The organism is Rhodobacteraceae bacterium IMCC1335, assembly GCA_039640495.1.
Taxonomy (GTDB): domain Bacteria; phylum Pseudomonadota; class Alphaproteobacteria; order Rhodobacterales; family Rhodobacteraceae; genus Thalassovivens.
This window is the reverse complement of the sequence record CP046864.1, coordinates 338,636-354,734: the sequence shown is the minus strand read 5'-3', so window position 1 is coordinate 354,734 and position 16,099 is coordinate 338,636. Positions and strand designations below refer to the sequence as shown.

Here is a 16,099-nt window from a genome sequence, read left to right as displayed (position 1 = left end):
GGTGGGATTACCGTATTACTTCTGGAAATTTAATTTTATCAGTTGCGATCAGATCGGTTTTTTATTTCTGCTGTAGGAAGGTTATAAGTACACCACCACTCACAAGATTATTGTACAAAAACACAACACTTACAGATAAAAACACACCGGAAAGAATCCATTGGGACCATGCTCTGTTGAGCGGTCCCCGATCATTTAAGAATGAAAAGCTAGTGCCGATAAATCCAATTGCTGTATTCACAAACAAACCAAATGAGCACAAAAGCGTTCCAAGCCCCAATGCCCACAGTGAGGGCTGAATAGCGGCGGTGGGAATGAACTGAGGAATAAATGCGCTAAAGAATACAGCGGCTTTAGGGTTAGCCAAATTTGTTACAATCCCGTTTAAAATTAAATTTCCCTTGGCTGGTTGTGTCTCGACCTCAATATCAGAATACGGCGCGACAATTACTGTGTAAGCCAACCATAGCAAATAAGCGGCTCCACAAAGCTGTATGCCCGTCAGAATCTTTGGGTGCAGAGCAGAAGATGCCACTAAAAGCGCCACAAATATTGCCCAAACCATCCCGCCAATACTTACCCCAACAGATGTAAAAAAAGCCCCGCGGGCGCTATATCTCAAACCATTGGCAATAAGAACTGCCATGTCGGGACCAGGCAAAATAAGCAATAAAAGAACTGCGCCAATAAATGGAATTAGTGTATCAAACACTTACAATCTCCTTACCATTGGCGTGCCCCCATTTGGTGATCCGGTTTGAATGTTATTGCATTATTGGCCTTTGCTCCATCCGAACGATGCTTTCCGGTGCAGGCGGACGATAGCCCAATGAACTGTGCGGCCTGACTGTGTTGTAGTGAATGCGCCATTTCTTGATCAGGATTTGGGCCTCCTTTAAGCTGTAGAACAGTTCGCCATTAAGCAGCTCGTCGCGGAACCGGGCGTTGAAGCTTTCACAGTATCCATTTTCCCAGGGTGATCCAGGTTCGATGTAAGCCGTCTTGGCGCCAACGGCAGCGATCCAGTCCCGCACTTTCAGGGCGATAAATTCCGGCCCATTGTCGGATCTTATGTATTCTGGAGGGCCGCGCAGGATGAACAGGTCTGTCAATGCATCCAGCACATCGGTTGAGTTGAGTTTGCGATCGACGCGGATCATCAGCGCCTCCTTTGTGTATTCATCGATGATGTTCAGTGTCCGATAGGGCCGCCCGTCAGCAGTGCGATCCTGGACGAAGTCATAGGACCAGACATGGTTCGCACGTTCAGGCTTGAGGCGCACGCACGCTCCATCGTTCAGCCAAAGCCGCCCCTTCTTTCTCTGCTTTTGTGGGACCTTCAGCCCTTCACGTCGCCAGATGCGCTCGACCCGCTTGTGGTTCACATGCCAGCCAGCGTTGTTCAGCAAACCCGTCACCATGCGATAACCATAGCGGCCATATTTGTCGGCCAGTTCAATGATATCATCGGTCAGCCGCTCTTCATCAGCCCGGCCTTGCGGAACCTTTCTTTGTGTCGAACGGTGCTGCCCCAAGGCGCGGCAGGCACGACGCTCAGACACGTCCAGCTCCTGCCGTACATGATCGATGCACTTGCGACGACGCGAAGGGCTCAGAAGTTTCCCCTCGCAGCTTCGCTCAATATGAGCTTGTCCAATGTCAGATCGGACACCGCCCGCCGCAGCCGTTGGTTCTCCTTCTCAAGCTCCTTCAGACGCTTGAGCTGAGACCAACCCATCCCGGCATACAGTTTCTGCCATCGATAGAACGTCTGTTGTGTCACGCCGATCTGGCGCACCGCATCCGCTATCGTCATCCCTTGCCCTTGCAGAACTTCAACTTGCCGAAGCTTCGATACTATCTCTTCGGCCTTCTCTCGTTTCCCAGCCATCGCTGATCCTCCAATTTGTGGAACAAAACTATCCCAGTTGGTGGACCACTTGCAGGGGGCTATTCCACTTCGCTGTAAGCACATGCAGCACAAATTTGACACTTCTGCTCTGAGCCAATTGTGTTGAAAAACTCTTGCTTGATCGAATGGTCAATCGCTGATTCAATCTGTGTATTGGACAGGGGGATTTGCGATGTTGGGACCAAGGCAGGAGGCGCAGGCAGCACTGTTTTATGAGTTTTCGCTGGAAGATCACGTTCCCCAAAACCACCTGTTGCGTTCGCAAGAGTTTTTCAACACAATTAGCCCAAACTTCAAAATGCTGCGACGTCGTTGAATGACCGTGAACAAATCTCAAGCGAATATGTCTGGCTGGTGTGAACGCGCTGCGAATTGTGGCGAAAGGAACAATCGCTGTATGTCAGTAGCAACTATTCTGAAATGAACCGGCTCTCCATCTCGACCTCTTGCTGGCGCATGAGCTTCCAGGCCGTCTGCATGTGGTCGAACATGATGGCTCTGGCCTTGTCGGCATCGCCACCACGCAAGGCCGCGATTAGTTGCTGCTGGTGATCGCGGCCCTGTTTCCAAAGCTCAATGTTGGGCGGAGAATAGAGGCGGCGATAGACCGTCAATTCAGTCAGCAGGTTTACCATGAAGTCGATAATAAAACCGAGCAGCGGGTTTTGCGACTGTTCGGCAAGAATGGCGTGGAAACGCAGCGATGCGACGTGCTGATCACGTTCCTCATCAAGTGTTACAGCGGGCGCGGAGTATTCGGCCGTGTTCCTCTCAAGCGACTCAAGGATGCCTTCGGAAAGCTTTCCGGCAAGGGATGCGGCCAATTCAGGTTCTAGCGTCAGGCGCAGCTGGTAGATGTCACCGATGGTCAGATCCTTGAAGTAGAAATAATTTCCCAAGAGAGCCTTGGCGCGCTGTCGACTGACCTCGTGCACGAAGCTGCCACCACCGGGACCGGTGCGGGTTTTGATCAGTCCTTGCGCCTCGAGAATGCGCATCGCCTCGCGGATCGTGCCTTTGGCCATGCCAAAGCGTTCAATCAGCTCAACCTCGCCGGGCAGACGATCACCAGCTTGCATCCCCTGCTCCACGACCCAATCCTTGATCGCCTCGGCGACATGTACAGGGCGGCTGGGCTTGGGTTCAGCTTTGGAGCGGATGGTGACAGGCGGCAAGTTGGTCTTCTCCCATTTCTTTCAGCTCCGGCACATTTGTGCGGCAAATTTCGGTCGCGCGGGGGCAACGACCCACAAAGGCACAGCCCGGCGGCGGATTGAGCGGATCGGGCAGTTCCGATCCTTTCTGCTCTAGCGCGGTGGGTGGTTTTCCAACCACCGGCGCACTCTCCGCAAGGAGCCTTGTATAAGGGTGGCGGGGATTTGCAAAGATGCTTTCAGCGCGACCTATTTCTACCACCGCCCCGAAATAAAGAACGATGATCCGGTCGCTGACCGCCTCAACCACCGCCAGATCATGGGTTATAAAAAGATAGGTTAGCCCGAACTGCGCCTTCAGGTTAGCCAGCAGGTTTAGCACCTGAGCCTGCACTGAGACATCCAGCGCTGAGACTGGCTCGTCCAGGATGATGATCCTTGGATTTGCCGCGAGTGCGCGAGCGATGCCGATACGTTGCGCCTGCCCGCCGGAAAACTCGTGCGGATATCGGTCGAGAAAATCTTCGCGCAGATTGACGCTCGCGAAAATCTCACTGATGCGCCGGTCACGGTCTGGTTTAGTCATACCATGCAGACATTTCAACGGGGCCTCCATCACCTGACGGATCGTTTTGCGCGGATTGAGCGAGCTTTGCGGATCCTGAAACACGTATTGGATCAGCTTGCCGAACTCTGCCGAGTCGGAAGTATAGAGCGCTTGGCCTTCAATTTCGATCGTGCCCTCTGAAGGGTCCAGCAGCCCCACCAGCATCCGCGCCAGAGTGGACTTGCCGCAGCCGGACTCGCCCACAACGCCAAGGGTTTCGCCTGTAACCACCTCAAAACTCATGGGCCGCACCGCGCGCACCCCGGGCGGGGCCGGGCCGAAAAGTGGCTTTTTCAACGGAAAGGTCTTGGCGAGGTTATTGACTTTGAGCGCGGGCATCAGAGGGCCTCCTCCGGGTAGAGACAACGTACGAAGCGCAGCTCAGTGCCCTGCAACATAACATCGCCAGCGCGGCAGCTCTTTAGCGCCTTCTCACAGCGAGGCGCAAAGGCGCAGCCCTCTGGCAAGTCGTCAACGACGGGAGGCAGGCCCGGAATAGCGGTCAGTTCACGCCGTCCGCCGCCCAATTCGGGTACGCAAGCGATCAGCCGTTTTGTGTAGGGATGGGCAGGTGCGTCAAGCACCACCTGCGTCGGACCCTCCTCGACGATCTGGCCCGCATACATCACGGCCACGCGATCACAAATCTGGCCTACTACGCCGAAGTCGTGGGTGATGAAAATGATCGCCAGTCCCCTGTCAAGGCGAAGGTCATCCAAGAGCGAAAGGATCTGAGCCTGTACGGTGACATCAAGTGCTGTGGTTGGTTCATCCGCGATGATTACATCTGGTTCGTTGGCCAGCGCCATGGCAATCCCTACGCGCTGTCTCATCCCACCCGACAATTCGTGCGGGTAGTAGTCCACCCACGCCTCGGAATTGGGGATACGCACGTCTTTCAAGAGCTGGATGGCACGCAGCCGGGCTTGGGCTTTCGACACTTTGTGATGCGACTGGATCGCCTCGGCCAATTGTTGCCCGATCCGGTAGAGCGGATGCAGCGTACTCAGCGGGTCCTGGAAGATATAGGCCACCCTATCTCCACGCTTCTGGCGCAGCGTCTCATAGGGCGCGCCGATCAAGTCCTCGCCCTGAAAGCGCACCGCACCGCCGGTGATCACACCGGGGGGCGAGGCGACGAGGCCCATGACGCTGAGTGCAGTGACAGATTTACCCGAGCCACTTTCGCCGATCACGCCCAGGCATTCACCAGGTTTGACTGCCAGCGATACGCCGCCGACGGCGCGGTAGATGCGATTGCCGACATGGAATTGAGTCTGAAGCTCTTGAATGGCAAGCAGATCGTCCGTCGCAGCGGGTATATCCCCCTGACGCTGGATCAGTGTCGTGGCGAGGGGACGGCTGAGCGCGCCAGCGCGCAGGCGTGGGTCCAGTGCGTCGCGCACCCCATCGCCCAGCAGGTTGATGGACATTACGATCAGGAAAATCATGATCCCCGGCACGATTGACGTGTGCGGGTGCGAGATCATGGCCGAACGCGCCTCACCCAGCATCGAGCCTAGATCAGCCTGCGGCGGCTGCGAGCCCAGCCCGAGGAAGCTGAGGCCCGCCGTTTCAAGTATCATCCAGCCGACTGTAGTGGACATTGCGATTACAATGACCGGCAGAACATTGGGCAGAAGCTCGGTCAGGATGATCCGAGTGTGCCCCATCCCGGTTAGTCGTGCCGCGTCGATGAACTCGCGCCCTGTCAGTCCCACGGTAATGCCACGGATGTTCCGGGCAAAAAACGGCACGTTGACGGCGGCAACGGCGATGAGCGCGTTCATCAACCCGGGACCAAGCGCGGCAACAATGGCAAGCGCCAGCAGGATGTAAGGAAAGGCCATCAGCATATCGACGATGCGCATGACTATATTATCGGTCCGTCCCCCGAAATAGCCTGCGATAATCCCGATAGCTGAGCCGATGGTGGCGGCGATCAGGGCCGCGGCGATCCCGACGGCGAGGCTCAGGCGGGTGCCATGCAACAGTCGGCTAAGAAGGTCACGGCCCAGATGATCCTTGCCCAGCAGGTGGCCCTCGGTGAAGGGGCGTTTGAACCGGTCGGCGGTGGCGGTCACATCAGGATCGTGCAGGGGCAGAATGGGCGTCAACAGCACCATTATAAGGATCGCCGCCAGCACCACCGCACCTATCGTGGCTAACCGATTTCGGAACAACAATTTTAGAAAAAGGTTCATGTCTTGATTCTCGGATCAAGCAGGCTTTGAGCCACGTCAACCGCGATGTTAAAGAGCACGTAGCAGGCCGCTACAAAAACCACACCGCCTTGTACAAGCAACAAGTCGCGCTTCAGGATCGCATCGACCAGCATCCGGCCCACACCGGGCCACTGGAAAACGATCTCGATATATATTGCACCCGACAGCACGAAGCCCGCCTGAATACCAAGCACGGGAATGATGGACACCATGGCAGCACGCAAGGCATGGCCCATGATGACGCGGCGCTCGGGTACGCCTTTAGCGCGGGCGGTACGAATATAATCCTGCCGCAGCACTTCAAGCATGGCCGAGCGGGAGAGCCGGGCGATAACCCCCGTGGCCACCGCCGCTAGCGCGAGAGCAGGCATGATCAGGTGATCGAGCAGGTCGGGCAGATCGCCACCGCCATAGATCGCATACATACCCGACACAGGAAGCCAGCGCAGCTTCACCGCGAAGAGAAGGATCATCATCATGCCAAGAAAAAACGACGGCACAGAGATGCCAATGAGAACCACAAAAGTGATCGCCTTGTCAGCTAGACCATACTGTCGCGCAGCGGAAATAACACCTGCCAGAATGCCTAGCACGGAGCACAGGACAAAGGACGTTCCAGCAAGTATCAGCGTGGCATTGAACCGCTCAAGAATTTCGTCGAGCACAGGTCGGTTAAGCGAGTAGGAACGCCCGAAATCACCAGTCAGCATATTACCAAGCCAAATACCGTAGCGCTGCACCATAGGCTTGTCGAGGCCAAGGTCCTGGTTGAGCTTTTCTACGTTTTCAGGGGTGGCGTATGAGCCAAGGATCGCCGTCGCCGGATCGCCGGGGATGAGCGACATGATCAAAAAAACGATGATGGTAATCCCCAGGAGCACTGGGATCGCAGAGACCAGACGTTTGAGAATATAGCCGCCCATGTGTGTGTCCCGCTCACAATGCCTCAAGGGCCGGCGAGGACCGGCCCCAAAGCTTCATTTTAGTTTTTCACAACACCTTGTAGGTTCAACAGAAAGGACGGCTCAAGACCAAAGTTTTCTACTCGGTCGCTGGTTACCGCATTCTGCTTCCAGTTTGCGACAAAAACCCACGGGGCATCTTCCTGAACGATCTCCTGCATCTCACGATAGAGCCGGGCACGTTCGTCCTGATCGGTCGCAGTGCGGGCCGCTTCAAGCAGTTCGTCAACCTTCGGGTTTGCGTAGTAACCTGAGTTGAAACCGCCCTTGTCGGGCCATGCTTCTGAGCGCAGCGCCAGGTAGGGCAGCGTGTCTGGGTCGTTGGTCATCCATGCCATTTCGGCCATGTCTGCCTTGCCCTCGAGCCCCGGGTTCACCTCGCCCAAGAAAGTATTCCACTCGTAGGTTTTGATCTTCACGTTCAGACCAACGGCCTGAAGATCAGCCTGAATGGCAGTGCCCATCGGCACCGGATCAAGCATGCCCGAACCACCCTCGGTCACATAAAAGGTCAGCGTTGCGCCGTCGACACCCGCCTCGGCGATCAGCGCCTTGGCTTTTGCCGGGTCATAGGGATAGGGATCAAGCGCCTCGTTGTAAGCCCAGGCAAATGCCGGCGGGGTCGGACCTGCAGCCACGGTCGCGGTGCCTTCCAGTACGTCATTCACGATAGCTTCTTTGTTGATTGCGTAGTTGGCAGCCTGGCGCACCCGCTTGTCCGCAAAGGGGCCTTCCTTAGCGTTCAGTATCAGGAACCAGACATGCGGGCCAGCCTGCTCGCCAACGATGAATCCGTCCCCAGAAAACTGACCCAGCGAGGTGGGCGGCACTTCGACCATCATGTCGATGCCACCGGCCAGCATTTCGGCCACACGGGTATTGGCGTCGGTAATCGGGCGGAAGACCACGGCCTGCGTGCCTGCCGCTTCACCCCAATAAGCGTCGTTGCGTTCAACCACCACGGCTTCGTTCGAGCGCCACTCGGCAAATTTGAACGGCCCTGTGCCGGAAGGGTTGCGCCCGAACTCTTTGCCATGGGCTGCCACTGCGGCGGGCGATACCATCAGACCAGTCGGGTAGGCTAGGTTCGACAGAAAGGGCGCATATGGCGCGTTAAGGGTAAATTTCACCGTCATGTCATCGACTACATCCGTCGATTCTACCGCGCCGAAGAAGAAGGACAGCGGGAACGGGCCCGTATCGTGATATGGGTGCGATTCGTCCAGCATCCGGTCAAAATTGAATTTCACCGCCTCAGCGTTGAACGGTGTTCCATCGTGGAAGGTTACGCCGTTGCGCAGCGTGAACGTATATTCGGTGCCGTCCGCGCTGATAACCCAGCTGGTGGCCAGAGACGGTTCGACTTCCAGCGTACCGGATTTGTACCGGGTCAAGCCCTCGTAAACATTCACAAGAATGCGGAAATCATTGACTGCGGTTACTGCCGCCGGATCGAGCGATTTCGGTTCGGCGATCTGGCCGACGATCAGAACACCCGAGGGTGTCTGCGCGGCTGCCGGTGCAACAAGGCCACCCGCAACGAGCGCAGCCCCGGCAGCGGCCATCAGGCCTCGGCGGGTCCAGGATAATAGTGTCATTTCATGTTCTCCCTGTTAAGTTTCTGCACCTATATTTATCATGATAAATTGCAATCGTCAATTTATCATGATAAATAACAGAAACCCAGTTAAGGTGAGATATGACATTTTCAATTCTTGCACGTGATCCCGATACAGGCGCCATAGGAGGCGCTGCAGCCACCGGTAGCCTCTGCGTCGGCGGATGGGTGCTTCGCGGTGATCTAAACGCAGGTATGTCCGCTAGCCAGGGCGCGGCACCGTCCACCCTATGGGGTGAAGAAGTGCTGCAACACCTTCGCGATGGGTCAAGCCCCAAAGACTCGGTGAACCATGTCACGTCCCACGACCGAGGCTGCGCTTACCGGCAACTTGCTGCGATGGACCTTCTTGGCAATGCCGCCGCATTTACAGGCTCGGAAAATCAGGACATCAAAGGCAGCATCACCTTCGCCGGCGGTATCGCGTCAGGCAACATGCTGGGCAGTGACGCTGTTCTGGGGACCATGGCAGAGGCCTATGCCGCCTCGCATTATCCGTTCGAGCGCCGTTTGCTGGAGGCCCTCACGGCAGCACAGAGTGTGGGCAGCGATTTCCGTGGCCTTTTATCTGCCGCGATGTTGGTGCTACATCCAGACCGCCCGCCCTTGACTTTGCGGATCGACTACCATCCCAACGATCCGGTCACCGCCCTGGAACAACTCTACCAGAAAGCCACATCGGGCGACTATGACGATTGGGCTAGGCAAGTGCCAGTTCTGTCAGACAGAGAGCGCACCCTTGACTAACTGGGGCGCGCGGGCAGAGGCACTGCTGGAAGATCTCGCGGCATGTTCGGAGGCCGGGCCAGGCGTGACACGACTGCCGTTTACACCTGAACATCGCGCGGCAATCGACTTCCTTCGTTCGCTTATGGAAGCGGCTGGCCTGACCGTCGACATAGACGACGCGGGAACTCTGGTGGGTCGGTACGAAGGCCCGCCGGGCTCGAAAACTCTATTGATGGGGTCACATCTGGATTCGGTTCGTGAAGGCGGCGCATATGATGGGATGATGGGTGTCGTGCTACCTTTACTTGCGCTTGAAAAACTACGCTCGGACGCTGTGAGCTTGCCGTTCTCTGTCGAGTTGCTTGCCTTTGCTGATGAAGAGGGCGTTCGTTTCCCGACAGCGTTGGTCGGATCACGGGCGCTGGCGGGAACCTTCGACCCGGCCGTTTTGTCGATGCAGGATACCCAGGGCATAACACTTCGCAATGCGATGAAATCCTTCGGGCTGAATCCCGACCGAATCGATGCATTGGCGCGCGGTCCCGCCGACGTGATTGGATTTGTCGAAACGCATATTGAACAAGGCCCTGTGCTTGAGCGTGAAGGCGAATCCTGTGGGGTGGTAAGTGCGATTTGCGGGATCGAGCGTCACCAAATCGTGGTCACTGGAGAAACCGGCCATGCGGGAACTTTGCCAATGGCCGGGCGGCGTGATGCACTGGTTTCGGCTGCTGCCATTGTGGCCGAGGTGGACCGGTTGGGCCAGTCCACCCCCGATCTACGCGCCACGGTTGGATCGTTCACTGTCGCGCCAAACATGGTCAACGCAGTGCCGCGAATCGTCAGGATGACTGCTGAATTCCGTTCGCCTTGCGACGAGACCCGACACCACGCGGGCAAAACGCTGCGCCGGTTCACCGAAAAACTGGCAGCGCAAAAAAACCTGACAATCGAGGCCAATTTGACCTATGCTCAAATCGCTCAACCATGCGATGACAAGCTGTCCGCCCACCTGTGTGAAGCCATCCAGAAAGCGGATGCAAATGGCCTGTACCTGTCTTCCGGTGCGACCCATGACGCATCGGCCATGGCCGACCTTTGCCCGATCGCGATGCTGTTTGTCAGGTGCCAAGACGGGGTCAGCCACAAACCAGAAGAATTCACTTCGGCGCATGATATGGGTTTGGCCATTTCCGCTCTTGCCTTTTTCTTGAGGACATTGGGCTCCACTACCGACCATATCTAGATAATCTGAAAATCGGATCCCGCCCTTTGAAGCTTCGAGAAATCAGCCCTTCTATACAGTTAAATTTGCGTGGCGCTGAATGTCCACTAAGCAAGCTGATCCGGCACTAGGCGAGCAATATAGATGCCTGCTTTGTCCACAAAGCAGACCTCAGGCATTGGCCCTGCGAATGTCTGATTTGGGTTGCAAGGTACAAATCGAAACGCTAATTGCGATTGCAAATCAGGATCACTTTTAGGACCGCTTTATAATTTCAGTTTAAAAATAAGTATATGTAATTAAATAGAAGTATATAAAGTACGACGTCCTCTCCTGGGCACCATTTTTTAATATACCGCATTGTAATACCTCACTATTTTGACTTTGATAGTGAGCCGTAGACCATGCTGGCAACCAAATCTAATAGTTGCACATTCCAAAAAAAGCGGCGTTTGGTATTTCTCCCGTCGAGTACCCGCAGATTTACGGCGGCATTACAGAACGGGTAGGATTGCTTATTCTTTAAGAACCAAATCCATCAAGGATGCTCGTGTTAGGGCCATGAGTGATGCCTCTAAGTTAGACAGGCATTGGCATATTCTGCGGATTTCCTCCGAAGATTTACCAGGCAAGCATTTACTCGCTGATGCCGTTCAAGAGCCAGCAGCTGAGGCTTCTGTAGATACCCATTCGTTGAAAGCAGCTGTGGCTGTTTATCTGCGATTAAAAGGCAATCATCGTCCACCAACGTTTGAGGCTGCTGTACGGCGCTGTTGCGGCTATCTGATTGATTGCTGTGGAATGAAAAACCTCGACGAATATGTTCGGTCTGATGCTACGAAGTTCCGTGATTATCTATTCGCCAAAGGGCTGAATGGAGCATCTGTAGCAAGGGTGTTTGGTACTGTAAGAGCCGTTATCAACCTAGCCCTGAGTGAGTTTGGGCTATCAATCGTCAACCCTTTCTCGAATGTCTATTTTGATCCAAGTCAAGGGGTTAAGAAACGCATTCCGGTAAAGCCTGAAGACATCGAGAAGGTTCAACAGAAGTGTTATAAAGCTGATGATGAAAAGCGGTGGCTTATTGCTCTGATAGCTGACACGGGCATACGCTTGGGTGAAGGCGCTGGGCTGTTAAGGTCAGACTTCGTGGAACAGGATGGTATTCTATGCGTCAACATCAGGCCGCATCCTTGGCGATCATTGAAAACTTTAAGCAGTAAAAGGCTGGTTCCACTTGTTGGCTCGTCTAAATGGGCCACAGAGCGCATATTAGCCCAATCGACAGATAGTCGCTTTGCCTTCCCCAATTACAATGATGGCCAACGCACCAATGCCAACTCAGCAAGTGCTGCCTTGAACAAGTGGCTAAAGTTAAAGATTGGGCGAGGTTATACAATTCACAGCTTCAGGCATTCAATGCGTGATAGGTTGAGGGCGGTAGAATGTCCCAGCGAGATTATTGATCAGATCGGTGGCTGGCTGACGTACGGCGTTGGGAATAGCTATGGCAATGGGTATCCGGAACGCACCTTGTTACAATGGCTTCGAAAACTCTGTTGATGGCAGCGTGTTAAATTTGGTTTGAAATGTCTATGGGGCTACCGTCTGGATCTCGAACAATGATCACGCCATCTATTCACCGTGATGGAAACCGTCTGGACTTCTCTGACTTTGATCTGTCCGTTATCAGTTTTTTAAGACCCAAGAACGATAAATCCTGTTGAAAAAATCTGGCCCGCCACAACGGCGGGCCAAATCCTAGTTTATTAGGCGCTGCGATACAATTTGGTCATCGAGAATTCACGATGTCCAAGCGCTTCCGCTGCAGTATTGCGCCCATTCGCGGTGCGGCGGATCATTTCGATCAACGCATCACCCGCTTGATCAATCGTCATATCGCGACGCAAAATACCCGATACATCCACATCCACATGCTCGCTCATCGTACGAATTGTACGCGGGTTGGCGGTAATTTTGATCACAGGAACAATCGGATTCCCAATCACATTACCCTGACCCGTTGGGAATGTATGCAACACATAGCCACCGGCGGCCATCAAGGTCACACATTCGGCCGCGGCTGACGAACTGTCCATGAAATAAAGCCCCTTGCCAGCTTTTGGCGCTTCGGCGGGCTCCAAAATATCAATGAATTTTGAAGTCCGGCCGATTTTCTCTAGATTGCCCAGCGCTTTTTCTTCGATGGTGGTTAAGCCGCCCTCAATATTGCCTTTGGTCGGCTGGCTGTCTGAAAGGTCATCGGTTTGATGCGCAAAAATCACATCATCCTGATAGGCTTTCCACATTTTATACCAACGTTCGCCAACCTCTTCATTGATGGCGCGTTTTTGGCAAATATGTTCGGCACCGGTGATTTCCGACGTTTCGCCAAAGCACCCGTAAATGCCTTCTGGCAACAATTTATCGTACATATTCCCAACGGTTGGGCATGATCCCAAACCAGTGGTGGTGTCAGATTCGCCGCATTTGGTTGAAATCCACAGATCCGCGATCGAGCATTCTTCACGCTGCAATTCAGAAGCGAAATGCACCATGTCTTTCGCGGCGCGCGAGGCATCCATGATTGTTTTCAAATCGCCATTTTGCTCAATTGAAAATCCGAGAACCGGTTTGCCAGTTGCGGCAATGCCATCCACAACGCGCTTGGTCCAACCCGGTTCAATCCCGATAACCACAACAGCGGCCACATTCGGATTGGCGCCCGTGCCAATAATGGTGCGGAAATGTAATTCAAGATCTTCGCCAAATTGCAACCGGCCATAGGCATGTGGGATGGCCAAAGTGCCTTTGATGTTATTCGCAACGGCTTCACACGCCGCGTTTGAAATGTCATCCAATGGCAAAATCAACACGTGGTTTCGCACGCCAACACGCCCGTTTTCGCGGCGATACCCTTGGATGGTGATGTTTGAAAGTTCGCTCATGATAGGGGCTCCTTACCAGCGTTTCGTTTTACAATTATGCGTGTGCAGATGATGGCCTTTTTTAACATCATCGATCATCACGCCGATATCTTCGCCATATTTGAAGACGGTATCGCCTTTGGTCATATCTTGCAGCGCAATTTTATGGCCAATCGGGGCCGCTTGCTCTGAGGTCAAGCGAAAGGTTGAATTGTCATGCGTAACACAGACCAACATATCGGTGCCGGCTTCCAAACCTTCAACAACAACGACCCCGACGCTATCGCCTTGCTCGTGAACCAAAAGATGGGGGATTTCTGACATTGTGGTTTCCTTTTATCAGGGTTTCAAAACTATTTTCGGGGCCCTTATGGCACCTTTGCGGATATCGTGAAAAGCTTGTGCGCCCGCAGAAAGCGCACGGGTTTCAAACCAATCTAACGGGCCCAATTGGCCTGCAAACATGGCTGCAGCAGTGGCTCTGAAATCCGCCGCCGTGTAGGTATATGTTCCGATGAATGAAAGCTCTTGCAAGGTGGCGCGGCGGATATCCAAGCCACCTTCGCTGGATCCAAGCCCGATATGCATAATCACCCCGCCAGGGCGTACCACTTGCGAAGCGCTCGCGCGGGTTTGGACAAAGCCGACACCGTCAATCACCAGCTCAAACGGCTCTGTTTCTGCCAATCCATCAAGGTGCAGCACGGTAACCGACAGCTTGTCAGCCAAATATGTGCGGCGCAAATCATTGGGTTCCACCAGAGTAACATTTGATATGCCTTGCGCTTGCAAACACAGCGCAGACCCTACGCCAATTGCACCGCCCCCAAGCACCAGCGCGCGAGCTTGCTCTGGCGCCGTATGCAGGGCTTTGCGGGCCAATCGAACGGCGTGCCAGCCGCAGGCGATCGGCTCGGCAAGGCTGGCCGCCAACAGAGAAAACCCGTCAGGCACGGTGACCAAATTTTCAAGCGGCATTGAAATATAGTCGGCAAACCCGCCCTGCCGCGGTGGCATGGAAATGATCTGGCGATCCGGGCACAGATTATCGCGGCCCTCTAAGCAGGCGCGGCATGTCCCACAAGAGACCAAAGGGTTCACCGTGACGCGGCGCCCTGCCTCGGGCCCTTGGGCGATCGTGCCCGCCACTTCATGCCCCAAAATTAGCGGCGCCGGGCGCCGTTCATCATGGCCCAAAAATGCATGCATATCCGAGCCACAAATACCAACGCCTGCAACTTTGATCAAAACCTCTCCGCGTTCGGGCTGCGGATCCGGCATATCCTGGAACGACAAAACCTCTGGGCCCCTATAGACAAGTGCCTTCATGATGCGTTCCTCCCATTGGCCGCGTATTATACGCTTTTGGAATTTAGCGCCGCGATTTATCCGCTAGCTTACACTTTTCTGATCTAAGCCTTTGAGTGACAATGGGCGCAATGAAGCGCAGCTGCAACGACTCATTCAGTCTTGATTTGGTCCGTATGTAAGCGCTTACATTTTGGTTTACAATCCTTAATTTGGAATTTATCACGGAAATAAGAAAATTCGTTAAAATGAGACAAATCCGTCAACTAGGCGCGTTTCGATGAGCCTGTTCAACAAAATGCCCAAAGCTTAGAAAGACAGGCTTGTGTCGCACACCCCTCTTCCCACCCTTCAAGATGTTGCAGATTTGGCTGCCGTTTCAACAGCCACCGTCTCGCGGTGTTTGAACAATTCCGGGCATGTCACGGAAAAGACCCGCCTGAAAGTGCAGCAGGCTATACAAACGCTTGGCTATTCGCCCAATTTTGGCGCGCAGGCCTTGGCCGCCAAACGCACCAATACCATCGGGGCAATCATTCCCACGATGGAAAATGCGATTTTTGCCAGGGGCATGCAGGCTTTTCAGGAAACTTTGGCCGAAAATGGCATTACGCTGATTATCGCCAGCTGCTCGTATCGCCCTGAGTTAGAGGAAGAGCAAATCCGATCTCTCGTGGCGCGGGGAGCCGATGCTTTATTATTGATTGGCCAGTCGCGGCCCGATGCAACCTATCAATTCTTAGCGCGCCGCAATATTCCCTATGTTTTGGCATGGGCTTATAAAAAAGACAGCGAGCATTGCTATATCGGCTTTGACAACCAGGCCGCCGCGCAAACAATCACGCGTCAAGTCTTAGAGCTTGGGCATCGCAACTTGGGGGTTATCGTCGGTTTGACGCGAAATAATGACCGTGCGCGCGATCGCATCACCGGCATCGAGCACGCCATCGCAGATTATGGCGCCCAAACCGCCCCGCTGCAGGTGATCGAGGCCGCATATACCTTTCAAGAAGGGGCAAAAGCCTTAGACCAATTGTTGGCCAACCCCACCCCCCAACTGCGGTTATTTGCGGAAATGATGTTTTGGCGGTGGGCGCGGTAAAACGCGCCAAACAATTAGGGCTCGCGGTTCCAGAGGATTTATCCATTACGGGGTTTGCCGATATTGAAGTGTCTGAACTGATTGATCCTGAACTGACAACCGTGCATGTGCCGCACCGCGAAATGGGCATTGCCGCCGCAAAATCGCTAATTGCCATGCTGAAAACCCAAACCCCCGTGGAAAGCCATTTGCTGGAGACCCGGATCGTCAACCGGCAAACTCTTGGCCCGGTAAAACCGCATTAGCCCCCAGAAATTGAGCATTGAAGGCCAAAGAATCCTGCCGCGCGCGCCCTCTTCTGTGGCCATCACCGCAGCGCCCGGGTAAGGT

General features: G+C 54.4%; 14 protein-coding genes and 1 pseudogene. 5 read left to right on the top strand and 10 right to left on the bottom strand.

Features of this window, described 5'->3' with window-relative positions; genetic code table 11:
* Nucleotides 1–61: 61 nt before the first annotated feature.
* Together GN241_01695 and GN241_01690 are read right to left on the bottom strand one after the other, a co-directional pair.
* The gene (locus tag GN241_01695; protein ID XAT56187.1) at nt 62–712 is read right to left on the bottom strand and encodes a LysE family transporter; all 651 of its coding nucleotides are present in this window, start codon (nt 710–712) and stop codon (nt 62–64) included.
* A 52-nt stretch (nt 713–764) separates the two neighbouring features.
* A protein-coding gene (locus tag GN241_01690; GenBank protein XAT56186.1) for an IS3 family transposase occupies nt 765–1,891 on the bottom strand; the annotation gives its coding sequence in 2 pieces (ribosomal slippage) (nt 765–1,627 and nt 1,627–1,891; 1,128 coding nt in all).
* Nucleotides 1,892–2,084: 193 nt separating this feature from the next.
* Here GN241_01690 and GN241_01685 point away from each other — a divergent pair.
* Nucleotides 2,085–2,228 carry a hypothetical protein gene (locus GN241_01685; GenBank protein XAT56185.1) on the top strand — a complete coding sequence of 48 codons (144 nt, stop codon included), beginning with the start codon at nt 2,085–2,087 and terminating at the stop codon, nt 2,226–2,228.
* 94 nt (nt 2,229–2,322) lie between these two features.
* On the opposite strand, the gene GN241_01680 is transcribed toward GN241_01685, so the two are convergent.
* Genes GN241_01680 through GN241_01660 form a run of 5 tightly spaced genes read right to left on the bottom strand, consistent with a single transcriptional unit; the run spans nt 2,323 to nt 8,458 of the window.
* Nucleotides 2,323–3,087 carry an FCD domain-containing protein gene (locus GN241_01680; GenBank protein XAT56184.1) on the bottom strand — a complete coding sequence of 255 codons (765 nt, stop codon included), beginning with the start codon at nt 3,085–3,087 and terminating at the stop codon, nt 2,323–2,325.
* Nucleotides 3,056–4,015 carry an ATP-binding cassette domain-containing protein gene (locus tag GN241_01675; GenBank protein ID XAT59140.1) on the bottom strand — a complete coding sequence of 320 codons (960 nt, stop codon included), beginning with the start codon at nt 4,013–4,015 and terminating at the stop codon, nt 3,056–3,058. The genes GN241_01680 and GN241_01675 overlap by 32 nt, the downstream gene beginning before the upstream one ends.
* Nucleotides 4,012–5,877, bottom strand: a complete 1,866-nt coding sequence (locus GN241_01670) for an ABC transporter permease subunit (GenBank protein ID XAT56183.1) — start codon at nt 5,875–5,877, stop codon at nt 4,012–4,014. Before GN241_01670 ends, GN241_01675 begins: the two co-directional genes overlap by 4 nt.
* Entirely contained in the window at nt 5,874–6,821 is a 948-nt protein-coding gene (locus GN241_01665) for an ABC transporter permease subunit (protein ID XAT56182.1), read from the bottom strand. The genes GN241_01670 and GN241_01665 overlap by 4 nt, the downstream gene beginning before the upstream one ends.
* A gap of 59 nt (nt 6,822–6,880) precedes the next feature.
* Nucleotides 6,881–8,458 carry an ABC transporter substrate-binding protein gene (locus tag GN241_01660; protein XAT56181.1) on the bottom strand — a complete coding sequence of 526 codons (1,578 nt, stop codon included), beginning with the start codon at nt 8,456–8,458 and terminating at the stop codon, nt 6,881–6,883.
* A 101-nt stretch (nt 8,459–8,559) separates the two neighbouring features.
* Between GN241_01660 and GN241_01655 the strand changes: the two genes are divergently transcribed.
* The 3 genes from GN241_01655 (at nt 8,560) to GN241_01645 (ending at nt 11,995) form a co-directional block, all read left to right on the top strand.
* The gene (locus tag GN241_01655) at nt 8,560–9,225 is read left to right on the top strand and encodes a DUF1028 domain-containing protein (GenBank protein ID XAT56180.1); all 666 of its coding nucleotides are present in this window, start codon (nt 8,560–8,562) and stop codon (nt 9,223–9,225) included.
* Nucleotides 9,218–10,453 (top strand): hydantoinase/carbamoylase family amidase, encoded by a 1,236-nt coding sequence (locus GN241_01650; GenBank protein ID XAT56179.1) that lies wholly within the window; start codon nt 9,218–9,220, stop codon nt 10,451–10,453. Before GN241_01655 ends, GN241_01650 begins: the two co-directional genes overlap by 8 nt.
* Before the next feature lie 780 nt (nt 10,454–11,233).
* A complete protein-coding gene (locus tag GN241_01645) occupies nt 11,234–11,995 on the top strand; it encodes a tyrosine-type recombinase/integrase (GenBank protein XAT59139.1) in 762 nt (253 codons plus the stop codon).
* A gap of 206 nt (nt 11,996–12,201) precedes the next feature.
* On the opposite strand, the gene GN241_01640 is transcribed toward GN241_01645, so the two are convergent.
* Genes GN241_01640 through GN241_01630 form a run of 3 tightly spaced genes read right to left on the bottom strand, consistent with a single transcriptional unit; the run spans nt 12,202 to nt 14,688 of the window.
* Nucleotides 12,202–13,383 (bottom strand): D-galactarate dehydratase, encoded by a 1,182-nt coding sequence (locus tag GN241_01640; protein XAT56178.1) that lies wholly within the window; start codon nt 13,381–13,383, stop codon nt 12,202–12,204.
* A gap of 9 nt (nt 13,384–13,392) precedes the next feature.
* Nucleotides 13,393–13,683: a flagellar biosynthesis protein FlgA gene (locus GN241_01635; GenBank protein XAT56177.1), complete on the bottom strand. Its 291-nt coding sequence runs from the start codon at nt 13,681–13,683 to the stop codon at nt 13,393–13,395.
* 15 nt (nt 13,684–13,698) lie between these two features.
* A complete protein-coding gene (locus tag GN241_01630) occupies nt 13,699–14,688 on the bottom strand; it encodes an alcohol dehydrogenase catalytic domain-containing protein (protein ID XAT56176.1) in 990 nt (329 codons plus the stop codon).
* A 304-nt stretch (nt 14,689–14,992) separates the two neighbouring features.
* Here GN241_01630 and GN241_01625 point away from each other — a divergent pair.
* Nucleotides 14,993–16,014: pseudogene (locus GN241_01625) on the top strand (LacI family DNA-binding transcriptional regulator).
* The last annotated feature ends 85 nt before the right edge of the window (nt 16,015–16,099 follow it).

What these genes read in the sequence shown, in the direction of transcription:
- GN241_01670 (XAT56183.1), bottom strand. Translation starts at nt 5,877, where the DNA reads ATGAACCTTTTTCTAAAATTGTTGTTCCGAAATCGGTTAGCCACGATA.
- GN241_01635 (XAT56177.1), bottom strand. Translation starts at nt 13,683, where the DNA reads ATGTCAGAAATCCCCCATCTTTTGGTTCACGAGCAAGGCGATAGCGTC.
- GN241_01655 (XAT56180.1), top strand. Translation starts at nt 8,560, where the DNA reads ATGACATTTTCAATTCTTGCACGTGATCCCGATACAGGCGCCATAGGA.
- GN241_01630 (XAT56176.1), bottom strand. Translation starts at nt 14,688, where the DNA reads ATGAAGGCACTTGTCTATAGGGGCCCAGAGGTTTTGTCGTTCCAGGAT.
- GN241_01660 (XAT56181.1), bottom strand. Translation starts at nt 8,458, where the DNA reads ATGACACTATTATCCTGGACCCGCCGAGGCCTGATGGCCGCTGCCGGG.
- GN241_01665 (XAT56182.1), bottom strand. Translation starts at nt 6,821, where the DNA reads ATGGGCGGCTATATTCTCAAACGTCTGGTCTCTGCGATCCCAGTGCTC.
- GN241_01645 (XAT59139.1), top strand. Translation starts at nt 11,234, where the DNA reads ATGAAAAACCTCGACGAATATGTTCGGTCTGATGCTACGAAGTTCCGT.
- GN241_01685 (XAT56185.1), top strand. Translation starts at nt 2,085, where the DNA reads ATGTTGGGACCAAGGCAGGAGGCGCAGGCAGCACTGTTTTATGAGTTT.